The following is a 12101-nucleotide window of genomic DNA, read 5'->3' on the forward strand; positions in this document are numbered from 1 at the left end:
GCTCCCACTGCGGTCGCATGCCGGGAGAAGTGACACGCAAGACTCGTACGATCAGCCCATGGCCCCGTTCTCGCCCTCCCCTCGGCGGCGGCTGCGCCGGACGGAGGAAACTTCGGCGGGCGGGCTGGTACTGGACGACCATTCGGAAATGGCCAATGCAGCACTGATAGCACGCCGTGACCGTAACGGCGACTTGCTGTGGTCGTTACCGAAGGGCCACGTCGAAGTGGGTGAGACAGCGGAGCAGACCGCGGTTCGGGAGGTGGCGGAGGAGACTGGTGTGACCGGACGGGTACTCGGCCGGCTGGGAATGATTGATTTCTGGTTCGTGACCGGACGGACGCGCGTACACAAGACCGTTCACCACTATCTACTGCTTCGGACGACCGGGGAGCTCTCGGACATCGACGTCGAGGTCACCGAGGTTGCCTGGGTACCTCTGGTCGATGTTCCGCAACTACTCGCCTACGACGACGAACGCAGCCTCCTGCGCAGGGTGCCGGCCATTCTCACGGACAGCATGTGACAGACAGCCACGTATACCCCGCAGTACGGTGTACTGTCACGGTCGCTGCGATCGTACTGTCGGTGACAGTTATGATGTTGAGTGCGACTGCAGTCCATGCCCGAGCCGACCCTCCATCCACAGGCTTCACACATATATCCACAGGTTCTATGTCCACAGGTTCGCCCCCGGGCCCGTCAGGATGGCCGGGCTCGGCAAGCTCTGCTTCCCCGCAACCCCCACTCCAGCCCACAAGGGCTGTCCGGTCCACGATGGCTGTGGCCACCGGTGCCACCCGTCCTGTCCGGGTGGCACTCGACGAGTTCGCCGCTGTTGCCGGGCCACAGCTACCACTGAACGTCACCGGCCACCTGGAACTCACCGGCGCCGACCAGATCTCCGACCTGGAGATACGGATCGAGCTCGCACGTGTGGTGTCCAGCCGCAAGGACCTGGCGAACCTGCGTGACAACCCGGCCGCCGCGGCTGCGCTGAGCTACTCGACCGCGGTCGCCTCCCAGTCGGTGGCGAGCAGGCTCGTACCGGGAGCTCTCCCGGTGACGTTCACCGCCGGCGCCAAGCTGACAGGGCTGGGCCTGCCGGCCGCGTTGCGGGTCTACCCGTTGCGTTTCACCGCGTCCGGCATGCTCAACGGCCAACGCAAGGTCGTCGGGACGACTTACTCCTTCCTGGTCTGGGCTCCGGTCGCGGTAACCGGCCCCATGCCGATCTCGGTCGTGCTACCGGTCGCGGAGGTGCCGCGGCTGCGCGCTGACGGCAGGCTCACCAACGACGACCTGACAGACCTGGTGGCACCCGGCGGCCGGCTGGACCGGCTGCTGAGCTCCGTCGCCCCGGTCGGGAACAGGCCGGTACCGCCCGTCGCCCTCGCGGTCGACCCCGTCCTCGTGCAGACACTGCAGATCATCGCCGGTGGTCCGTACGAGGTGGCCACGCCGTCCGGTCCGAGCCCCAGACGTCCGGACCGGGACGCCGCGACCTTCCTGGCGAAGCTGAAGGCGTTCGCGGACGCCGGCGGCACGGTCTTCGCCCTGCCCTACGGTGACGTCGATATGGTGGCGCTGACCCGCGCCCAGGAGTTCCACAGCATCCTGGTGGCGTTGCTGACCGGCCGGACCGTCGTCGCGAACGCGATCGGTCGCAGCCCGGACACGACGATTGCCTACCCCGGTGACGGACTCGTTGACGCCCCCACCCTCGACCTGCTGCGCCGCATGGGCATCACAACCGTGATCGCGGACTCCAACCTGTTGCCGCCGAAGGACCCGGAGAAGACCTACACCCCCTCGACCGCCACCGAGATCCCGACATCCGGCGGTGTCGCACGGGTGCTGGCCGCCGACCCTCAGCTCGCGGATCTCGCGACCGGTCCCACGAGTGACGCCGACGCGCAGACCCAGGCGGAGTCGTTCCAGGATCTCCTCGCCGAGATCGCGATGATCGCCGCCGAGCGGCCGGGGCTGGTCCGGCCCCAGACGCTGGCGCTGCCGCGCTACTGGGATCCGCCGGCCGGCTGGGCGGAAACGGTCTTGGACGGCCTGTCCACCCCGTTCTCCCGGTTGGCTGCGCTGACGTCGGCCCCGTCTGTGGGCGGCACCTCGGCGGGCGCGGTCCCGGCGGCCGGCGAACGTGGCCCCCTGACCTACCCCGGCTGGGCCCGCGCGGCCGAACTGCCCATCTCCCGGATGATCGCCACGGAGGACCTGCGCAACCAGGTCCACGCGCTGAAGTCGGTCCTGTGCCCTCCGGACTCGGGAGCCTCCGGCGCACGCAACTGTGCTGACGCGGGCGTCGATGCGATGGAGTACACACTCACGTCGTCCGAATCGATCGCATGGCGGGCAGGCGCCGCCGGCACGGACGGCGCCGACGAGCTGAGCACGGGTGTCGCCGGTGCGGTACAGGCGCTACGGAAGGGCATCCGGGTGGTCGCCTCCCGCAGTGTGTCGCTGACCAGCAAGCACGGCACGGTCCCGGTCACGCTCGAGAACAACACTGCGGTCATCATCAATGTGGTGCTCTCCCTCTCCTCGACGGACCGAGCGCGACTACGATCGGAAACCAAGGTTAAACTCACGGTGCCACCTCTCCAGAAGGTGCAGGTGGAAATCGAGGTCGATACCGAGGGTGCCGGTACGTTTCCCGTCGATGTCGCGATCCTCACCCCGGCCGGCAAGCCGCTGTCGACTGCGCCGCCGGTACGGATCCTGGTGAAATCCACGGTCTTCGGCGTGATAGCGGTGGCGATAACAGGAGGAGCGCTGGCAGTCCTGGCGTTCGCGGTGGTGATCCGGTTGGTCCGCCGGTTGCGGACGCTGCGCGACCGGACGCCCGCCGGAGCGTCCCCACGAACCGGGCCACTGCCACTACGAACCGAGCCCTCCCCGGCGAACCCAGCCAGATCTGCCCACCCGGACGACCCACCTGCATCCGCCGTTGCGGACGCTCCGGGCACCCACGAGCGGCGCGGCATGCCCGGTACGCCGTCCTCCGGTGGCCGGCGTACCGGCGTTCCCCCAGGGGACGGCCTGGAGCGGCTCCTGCGCGCGAGCCACGCCTCCGGCAACACCGGCAACACCGGAACACGACCGTGACGGCCGGACCCGGCGGCGGGACCAGGAACGGCGAGGCCGGCAACGGCGGCACCAGGAAGCCGCCTGCCCGCCACCGCCGGCGACCCGCCTTCGACCCGTCCGGGCCCACAAAACCGATGGCCGGACCGGTCGGACCGCCGTTGCCTGCCCCCACCCCGGGTAGCGCGAGGCGGGGAACACCCCCGGCCGGTCCCGGCCAGGGCCGGTCGGAGCAGAGCCGGTCGACGGGCGGCCGACCCAGGAGGGCGTCCGGGCGCAAGGCGATGACCCTCGGCCGGGCCAGCGGCACCATGGCGATCGGTACGGTCGCGTCCCGGGCGTCGGGGTTCCTGCGGACGGTGGCGATCGCCGCGGCGATCGGTACCGGCGCGGTCGGGGACGCCTACAACGTCGCCAACACCACCCCGAACATTCTCTACGACCTGCTGCTCGGCGGGGTGCTGTCCAGCGTCATCGTGCCGGTGCTGGTCCGGGCGGCCAAGGACGACCCGGACGAGGGCGAGGCGTTCGCGTCCTCGCTGCTCACCCTGGTGGTATTGGGGCTCGGTGCCACCGTGGCGGTCGCGATGCTGGCCGCCCCGCTCATCATCAGCGCCTACCTCGCCGCCGGCGGCGCCGAGCGGGATCTCGCCGTGACGTTCCTGCGGTGGTTCCTACCGCAGGTGATCTTCTACGGGCTGGGCGCCACGATCGGGGCGATTCTCAACGTCCGCCAGTCGTTCGCCGCGCCGATGTTCGTGCCGGTGCTCAACAATCTGATCGTGATCGCGACCTGCGTGGCGTTCATCTTCGTGCCCGGGCCACGTCCCCCCACGGTCGCCGGGATCAGCGATGCCCAGATCACGGTCCTCGCCGCCGGCACGACACTCGGCGTCGTGATCATGACGCTCGCGTTGCTGCCGTCACTGCGGGCAGTCGGTTTCCGCTACCGGCCGCGGCTGGACCTCTCCCACCCCGGGCTGCGCCGGGCGATGCGCCTGGCCGGCTGGACGCTGCTCTACGTGGCGGTCAGCCAGGTCGGCTACCTGGTCATCGTGCGCCTTGCCAGCTCCGCGACGGCGTACACCGTCTATACCTACGGGTACCAGATCTTCCAGCTTCCCTACGCCGTCATCGCCGTATCGGTGATCACCGCGCTGTTGCCGCGGATGAGCGCGCATGCCGCGGACAACCGCAGCGATCTGGTCCGCCAGGACCTGTCCACCGGGACGCGGCTGGCGGCGGTGGTGATCGTGCCGGCAGCGCTCGCGCTGCTGGCACTGGGCCGCCCGATCGCGGTCGCGGTGTTCAACCATGGCGCCGTGAGCTACACCGGGGCCGTGCGTATCGGTGACACCCTGGCCGCGTTCGCAGTCGCCCTGGTGCCGTTCTCCCTGTTCCAGGTGCAGCTGCGGGTGTTCTACGCCCACCAGGACAGCCGGACCCCCGCATTGATCAACATGGGGATCGTCGCCACCAACATCGCCTGTGCGGCCGCGTTGAGCTCGCTGCTGCCCGACAAGAACCGGTCGGTGGCGCTGGCGCTGGCCTTCGCCGTGTCCTACCTGGTCGGTGTCGCGGTCTCGTCGGTACTGCTGCAGACCCGCCTGGGAGGTATCGACGGCGGACGGATCGCGCGCATGCTCACCCAGGTGACCATCGCCGGAGGGCTGGGCGCGGTCGTGGCCGCGGCTGTCTCCTCCCTGGTACGGATGGTCCTCGGCCAGGGCTGGATCGGTTCAGGTGTGAGCGTTGTCCTTGCCTGCGGGGTAGGAGTGCCTATCTACCTGGCGGCCATCGTCCGGATGCGGTTGCCTGAGATGGCCGCACTTGTCACGACCGTCCGTGGCCGATTTGGTTCACGATCGGCACACTGATCCCGGCCACAACCGACACAATGACCGGCTGCCGGTCAGGGGACTCGTACACTGAACAGGCTGCATCCGGCTACGACAGCCGGACGCGTCGGTGATGACGGAGGCGCTGTGGTCGACGGGCACAACCGACCGCCGCGGGTTGACGTCGATAAGGACGTGACAAGCAGCGCGACCTGGAACGCCAGCACCATGGCGGCACCTGCGTCCTCCGATCCCACCGGCCCGATGGTTCCCCCGGGGCCGGCCGCCCTGCCGGTCAGCACCATGCTGGACGGCCGCTACCAACTTCTGTCGGTCATGCGCGCGCGTGGGCCGGTCACCCTGTGGCGTGGGGACGACCGCATCCTCGCCCGGCCCGTCGCCGTCCGCGTGGTGCAGCACGCCGACACCGGCGCGCAGGACTGCGCGGCCCTCGATCGCGCCGCCGAGATGCTGCTGTCAGCCGCCATCGGCTCCGGCCGGCTGGTGCACCCGGGCGCGGCGTCGACGTATGACGCCACATCGACCACCACCGAGGCCGGTCGCGTCTCCTATGTGGTGAGCGAATGGGTGGAGGGCAACTCCCTGCAGGCGCTGTCCGCCGAACGCCCGCTGCGCCCGGACCAGGCCACGACCGTCCTGCTCGCTGTAGCCCGGGTGCTCGCCGCCGCCCATGAACGCGGAATCCATCACGGTGACCTGCGCGCCAGCGACGTCATCATCTCCGGCCACGGCATGGTCAAGGTCGTCGACCTCGGCACCGGCTCGGTCGTCGCGGCGCTGGAGAAGGGTGCGCACAGTCAGGCCGAGCCCTGGGCCGACGCCGCCGACCGCGACTTTGACGACGTCCGGGCCATGGGTGGCCTGCTCTACGCCGCGCTGACCGGGCACTGGCCGTTGGAACGCGACAGCGGGCTCCCCCCGGCGACGAAGACCGCCGACGGCCGGCTGTACTCGCCGCGCCAGGTCCGCGCCGACGTCCCACCGGACCTTGACGCGCTCACCCTGGCCGCGCTCGGGGACGACCGCGCCCACCGGCCGGTGATCACGTCCGCGGTCGATCTCGCCGAAGCGCTCGAGGAGCTCGCTCCCGCGGACGGCACCCTGGACCTCGGCCGGGTCCGGTTCGACAACGAACCGCCGATGACGCGGGCCATGACCACGGGAACCTCGACCGCCGGTTACAACGTGGACGCCTTCGGGTCGGATGCGGACTCCTACGGCCCGCCGGGGAACACGGCGTATCCGCCCGGCGACCCCGGTGGTGGCTATCGCAGCGGCTACCGGGGCAGCCGGGACCATCCGGACAACGCTGACTTCCCGAAAGACCAAAGGCGACGTGATCATGATTCACCCGCGCGGGGGGTGCCCGGTTTCCTCAGCGGGTACCCGGACGACAGGGACACCCGGCGTCCGCGCGGCCCGGCGCGGCGCCGCCGGCTGTTGATCCTGGCCGGGCTTGTCGTCATCATCGCCGTGGTCACGGTGACTTCGATCGCGCTGACCCGCGACACCGGCCGGAAGACTCCGGCCGCACCAGCACCGGCTCCGTCCGCGACCACCCAGGTGGGTGCCGCCCTCCCGACTCCGAGCGTGATGGCGTTCGACCCGCCGCCCGGGCAGGACGGCGAGAACGACGCGGACGCGCCGAAGGCCATCGACGGTGATCCGTCCACCGTCTGGACAACGGAGGGATACAACAACACCGACGGCAGGCAGTTCGGTGGGTACGCCAAGTCCGGCGTAGGTCTTCGGCTGGACTTCGGCAAACCCGTCACCATCCGCGAAATGAAGATCACATTTGGTTTCGGTCCCACGGCGTTCGAGCTACGCGCCGGTGACGCCGCCGCGAACGACGCGAACGCGTATACGGTTGTCCTTCCCGAAACCGTCGCCACCAGCACGACCGTGTCCGTCCCGGCGGCAGCCGCCCACCAGTATTGGGTTGTTTGGCTGACCAAGCTGCCGACGGTGGACGGACGGTTCAAGGGCTCCGTCGTCGACGTCTCCTTCCGCTCCTGACCGGCTGGAGCACCAGCCCCGGTCCGGCTGCCGTCCCGTGACTTCCTCCGAACCATCCGTCGCCGAGACCGGCATCCCGGATGCTGGCAGCTCCCCGTCCTCGGCGCCGGGGACGGCGACACCGGCGGAGAAGGACCGGGAGCTGCTTCGCCGGCACGTCGACGGCGACCCGGACGCCTTTACCGAGCTGGTGCGGGCTCACAGCAACCGGGCATGGGCGGTGGCGCTGGGCATGCTGCGTGACCGGGAGGACGCCGCTGACGCCGTCCAGGAGGCAATGCTGTCGGCCTACCGCGGTGCCGCGGCCTTCCGCGGCGAGGCGTCGGTGGCCACCTGGCTGCACCGCATCGTCGTCAACGCCTGTCTGGACCGGCTGCGCCGCCGCGCGGCCCGTCCTCAGGTTCCGCTGCCTGCAGGCGACGGCGGTAGCGGTAGCGGTGGTGCTGGTGAACTGGCCGAACCGCGCGATGCGATCGTCGAAGGCGAGACGCGGCTGGCCGTTGAATCCGCGCTCGGCCGGCTCCCGGAGACGCTGCGACTCGCGGTGGTGCTCGTCGACATCCAGGGCTGGTCGGTTGCAGAAGCCTCCGCGCTGCTCGCGGTGCCGGTGGGCACGGTGAAAAGCCGGTGCGCGCGGGGACGCGCGAAGCTGGCTGTAATGCTCGACTACCTGCGTCCCGGGAACCCTGCGGCGCTCGATTCCGTCAGTCAGAGCAGGCACGTCAATACGTCCAAGGCGGTCGGAGGAGGTGTCGGCGATGACAGCTGATCGGCATCCGGATGTGGAGCACCTCGATGCCTACGCCGACGGGGGCCTTTCGGCGTCCGCTGTGGAACTCCACGTCCGGGGCTGCCCACAGTGCAGCGAAACTGTGACGGCGCTGCGCCGGGTGCGTCGTGACCTCGCGGCGCTGGCCTCAGTAACCATGCCGGAGGACGTCGCGACAAGGCTGCACGCCGCTCTGATCATCGAGCAGGATCGCCACCGGCCGAACGGCCCCGACAGCCCCGACACGCTCGAGGCGGGCAGCCACGGGCCGGCGCCGCAACATTCGGTGAAGCGGCTCAGACCGTTGCGGCCGCCCCACTTGCGTCCGCGGGCGCATCCCCGGAGGCCGGGGCGGATGCGTGGCCGCGGTCATCCCGGCCTCCGGTCGTCCCGACCGGGGCAGGTCCCCTCGTGGCTCAGCGCGGCAGCGGCCTGCCTGACGGTCGTCGTCGCGGTGGTCGGCTTCATGGGGGTACTGGGCCGGCATACCGGGCGGACCTCGGCCGGCGAGGCCGTCAGCCAGGTCGTGGCACCGCTTTCGGCTGACATCACCGGATCATCCGAGGGGACACGACAAAGGGCGGGGGCCAGCTCGACCAGTGGCACGGCGGTCTCCGCAGCGGCCGGCGACGGGGACGCCACAGCCTCCGCGCCAGCGATATTCGCACATACGGGACACCTGCTTAATGTCGCCGATATCCCTCACCATACGCTCGACCTGTTGTCCGGCCGAATAAAAGGGACTTTTCAGGCGCCACTACGCGACTACGGCGGTGCCGCGGCCGGTCCACCCGCCGCGGTGGCATCCCTCGTCACCGAGCTCACCCAACCGGACCTGCGCACCTGCTACCTCAGCCTGGCGACGCAGACCGGCGGTAACATCATCGCCCTGGATCTCGTCGCCTTCGACGGCCAGCCGGCCGTGCTGGTCGTCCTGTCCGTCCCCACCGATCCCGACGAGCTGCGGGTGATCGTTCTTGACGAGCGGTGCGGAGTGACCAACATCGCAGCCGCATTGTGGTACAGCACCACCACGTCCCGCAGGTAGTTATAGATCGTTACAGCTCTCATCCCGCAGGTGGTCATCGATCCGCTCGTGACGAACACCGCTGGCCGCAGCGGCCCGGGAGCGGCCCGGGAGCGGCCCGGGAGCGGCCCGGGAGCGGCGCAGGAACGGCGCAGGAACGGCGCAGGAACGGCCCGAGGGAATCGGGTGCGCAATGGGACAGTTGTGGCTGGCGCACGGCCTCACCGGCGGCAGCCGGCGATCTGAAGGGACAGGTGGAAATGTGACCGCGCACAGCAGCGGGAACGAATCGCGCATCCCGGACGTCCGGGATGTCGACGTCCGGGATGTCGACGTCCGGGATGTCGTCATCATCGGGTCCGGTCCGGCCGGCTACACCGCGGCGATATACACGGCGCGCGCGAACCTGCGCCCGCTGGTCTTCGAGGGCGCAGTCTCGGCCGGCGGCGCGCTGATGACCACGACCGAGGTGGAGAACTTCCCCGGATTCCCCGAAGGCATCCAGGGCCCCGAGCTCATGGACGGCATGCGCAGGCAGGCCGAGCGCTTCGGCGCCGAACTGATCGCCGACGACGTCACCGCGGTCGACCTACGAGCCGACCCGAAGATCATAACTGTCGAGAACAGAACCTACCTCGCCCACACTGTGATCATCGCCACCGGCTCGGCATACCGCAAACTGGGCCTGGAGGACGAGGACCGCCTGCTGGGACGCGGGGTGTCCGCGTGCGCGACCTGCGACGGCTTCTTCTTCAGGGATCAGGACATCCTTGTCGTCGGCGGCGGCGACTCCGCCCTGGAGGAGGCGACGTTCCTGACCCGTTTCGGCCGGTCCGTCACGATCATCCACCGTCGTAACCGGCTGCGGGCGAGCGCCATCATGCAGCAGCGCGCAATCGTCAACGACAAGATCCGGTTTCGGTGGAACGCCGAGGTCGTGGCGGTCCTCGGCGCGGACCGGGTCACCGGCGTCCAGGTCCGCGACACCGTGACCGGCGAGATCGACGAGATCGACGCGAGCGGTCTGTTCGTCGCCATCGGCCACGAGCCCCGCACCGAGCTCGTCCGTGGCCAGCTCGACCTGGACGCCGCCGGCTACGTCGTGGTCGAACATCCGTCCACCCGCACCAACCTGCCCGGAGTGTTCGCCTGCGGCGACGTCGTGGACCACATCTACCGGCAGGCCATCACGGCGGCCGGCACCGGGTGTGCCGCGGCGTTGGACGCCGAACGCCATCTGGCCGCCCGCGAGGGCGAAGCCGGCCAGACGCCTCGGGCGCCCGCCGAGGCAGTCGCGTCCTAACAGGTGTCCTAACAGGCCAGAGGTAAAATGATCATACTTTTAATGATCATATAGCCCTCGATCGCATCGTCTTCGGTCGGCAAAACCGTCCGGATACCACCCAGCGGCAACAATCAGAAGGAGATCATTATGGCAGGAGTCATCCGGCCCGTCACCGACAACACGTTCACCGAGGAGGTACTGAAGAGCAAGCTGCCTGTTCTCGTCGACTTCTGGGCGGAGTGGTGCGGGCCTTGCAAGATGGTCGCTCCGGTTCTCGAGGAGATCGCTGCTGAGCACGGCGACAAGCTGCGGATCGTCAAGCTCAACATCGACGAGAACCCGCGGACCGCCCGGCAGTACCAGATCCTGTCCATACCCACCATGGCCGTGTTCGTCAACGGCGAGGTGGACAAGAGCATCGTCGGCGCGAAGCCCAAAGCCGCCCTGCTGCGGGATCTTTCCGCGTATATCTGAGGTATCTGAGGTATCTGAGGACTGCGCGTATCCGAGCAGGGTGTGCCTTCGGCGGTCAGACCTGCCGGATCGGCCGTGCCGAGGCGCCAGCGCACCACCTGGCCAAAGGCGGCGCGAAAGAAACATGATCGCGCCGCCTTTGGCCATCCGGTCGCGGCGGCGGGGGCGTGACGAGCCGCTAGCCTGTGTCCCCGTGACCCGTCCGCGAGCAGGTTCGAGTGGTAACCGCAGGACCAAGCTCCTGCGTCTCGGCGACCGCGATCCCTCGGTCGCCGAGGTACGCGCCGCACTGATCTCTCTGTCGTTCCTGCCGGCCGCGCCGCGCCAGCAGGAAACGCCCGCGGCAGATCGGTTGCGCCCGGTGGGCACGGACCTGCCACAACCGACCAAACCGCCGACCAGTGAACCGCCGAGCGGCGCACGGGCGGGAACAGCCGACGGGTCGACACCGGACGCAACGCTGTTCGATGTATCCCTGGACCAGGCCGTCCGGGCGTTCCAGCAGAGCCGGGGCCTGTCAGCGGACGGCATCGTCGGCCCGGACACCTTCCGCGCCCTTGAGGAGGCCCGTCGCAAACTGGGCGACCGCCTGCTCTTTCACAGCATCAACCATCCCTTTGTCGGGGACGACGTGGCCGCGCTGCAGGAACGGCTGTCGAACATGGGGTTTGACGTGGGAAGAACGGACGGTATCTTCGGCCCGCGAACGGAGACGGCACTCAAGGACTTCCAGTACAACCGCGCTCTGGAGCCCGACGGTCGTTGCGGGCCGCTGACGCTGCGGGAGCTGAAGAAGCTCGAGCGCACCGTCGTCGGCGGTCGCCCGGACGTACTGAGGGAATCGGTACGGCTGCTGCAGCGAGGTCCGTCCCTGCTCGGTGTCGTGGTCGCGATCGACCCTGGTCACGGCGGGGCCGACTCTGGAGTCACCGTCGGCGACCTGTGCGAGCGCGACCTCATCGCCGATCTCGCGTCACGGCTCGAGGCCCGTCTGCTGGCCTCCGGCCTGGAGGCATACCTTCTGCACGGTCCGCACGAGTCCCCGGAGGACGTCGAACGGGCGCACCGGGCGAACGAGATCGGCGCGGACCTGCTGGTGTCGTTGCACCTGGACGCCGGCAAATCGCCACAGGCCCAGGGAGTGTCGTCCTACTACTACGGCAACGCCCGCGGATCCTCTGCCGTGGGCGAACGTCTCGCCACGCTCGTCCAGAAAGAACTCGTGTCACGGACGGACCTGGTCGACTGCCGGACCCACGCCAAGACGTGGGAGCTGCTCCGGCGGACGAGGATGCCGGCAATCCGGACGGATCTGGGATATCTGACGAACCCGCATGACGCCGCTGCACTCGGGTCGCCGGAGTTCCGGGCCACGGTCGCCGAGGCAATCCTTGCCGCGGTGCAGCGGCTGTTCCTGCCGCCGGACCTCGACCCACCGACCGGTCAGCTACGGGTACCGACTCTTGCTTCCCGCAAGGGCCTCTAGCGACCCGGAGAGCTTCAGCCCCAGGCTTCCCAGATCCTGAGCCGTTGGGAAGCCGCCGGGAAGGCGGAGGAATCCACCCTCGA

At 69.2% G+C, this 12101-nt stretch carries 9 protein-coding genes; all 9 read left to right on the forward strand.

What is annotated here, in order from left to right:
* Positions 1-58: 58 nt before the first annotated feature.
* The 9 genes from CV1CTNOD_RS24065 to CV1CTNOD_RS24105 all read left to right on the forward strand — a co-directional run bounded on the left by CV1CTNOD_RS24065 (position 59) and on the right by CV1CTNOD_RS24105 (position 12018).
* Positions 59-526 (forward strand): NUDIX hydrolase, encoded by a 468-nt coding sequence (locus CV1CTNOD_RS24065; protein WP_131788212.1) that lies wholly within the window; start codon positions 59-61, stop codon positions 524-526.
* Positions 523-3120: a DUF6049 family protein gene (locus tag CV1CTNOD_RS24070; protein ID WP_278043986.1), complete on the forward strand. Its 2598-nt coding sequence runs from the start codon at positions 523-525 to the stop codon at positions 3118-3120. The genes CV1CTNOD_RS24065 and CV1CTNOD_RS24070 overlap by 4 nt, the downstream gene beginning before the upstream one ends.
* Positions 3121-3383: 263 nt before the next feature.
* The gene (gene murJ, locus CV1CTNOD_RS24075) at positions 3384-4976 is read left to right on the forward strand and encodes a murein biosynthesis integral membrane protein MurJ (RefSeq protein ID WP_131788252.1); all 1593 of its coding nucleotides are present in this window, start codon (positions 3384-3386) and stop codon (positions 4974-4976) included.
* A gap of 156 nt (positions 4977-5132) precedes the next feature.
* Positions 5133-6977 (forward strand): protein kinase family protein, encoded by a 1845-nt coding sequence (locus CV1CTNOD_RS24080; protein WP_242606989.1) that lies wholly within the window; start codon positions 5133-5135, stop codon positions 6975-6977.
* Between the two features lie 37 nt (positions 6978-7014).
* Positions 7015-7746, forward strand: a complete 732-nt coding sequence (sigM, locus tag CV1CTNOD_RS24085; protein WP_242606990.1) for an RNA polymerase sigma factor SigM — start codon at positions 7015-7017, stop codon at positions 7744-7746.
* The gene (locus CV1CTNOD_RS24090) at positions 7736-8794 is read left to right on the forward strand and encodes an anti-sigma factor family protein (RefSeq protein WP_131788215.1); all 1059 of its coding nucleotides are present in this window, start codon (positions 7736-7738) and stop codon (positions 8792-8794) included. Before sigM ends, CV1CTNOD_RS24090 begins: the two co-directional genes overlap by 11 nt.
* A 241-nt stretch (positions 8795-9035) precedes the next feature.
* Positions 9036-10076: a thioredoxin-disulfide reductase gene (trxB, locus tag CV1CTNOD_RS24095; protein WP_242606991.1), complete on the forward strand. Its 1041-nt coding sequence runs from the start codon at positions 9036-9038 to the stop codon at positions 10074-10076.
* 129 nt (positions 10077-10205) lie between these two features.
* On the forward strand, positions 10206-10532 hold the full coding sequence (gene trxA, locus CV1CTNOD_RS24100) for a thioredoxin (protein ID WP_131788216.1): 327 nt from the start codon (positions 10206-10208) through the stop codon (positions 10530-10532).
* A 193-nt stretch (positions 10533-10725) separates the two neighbouring features.
* On the forward strand, positions 10726-12018 hold the full coding sequence (locus CV1CTNOD_RS24105) for an N-acetylmuramoyl-L-alanine amidase (protein WP_131788217.1): 1293 nt from the start codon (positions 10726-10728) through the stop codon (positions 12016-12018).
* The last annotated feature ends 83 nt before the right edge of the window (positions 12019-12101 follow it).

The sequence above is a fragment of the Protofrankia symbiont of Coriaria ruscifolia genome, assembly GCF_900634745.1.
In the GTDB taxonomy this organism is placed as follows: domain Bacteria; phylum Actinomycetota; class Actinomycetes; order Frankiales; family Frankiaceae; genus Protofrankia; species Protofrankia californiensis.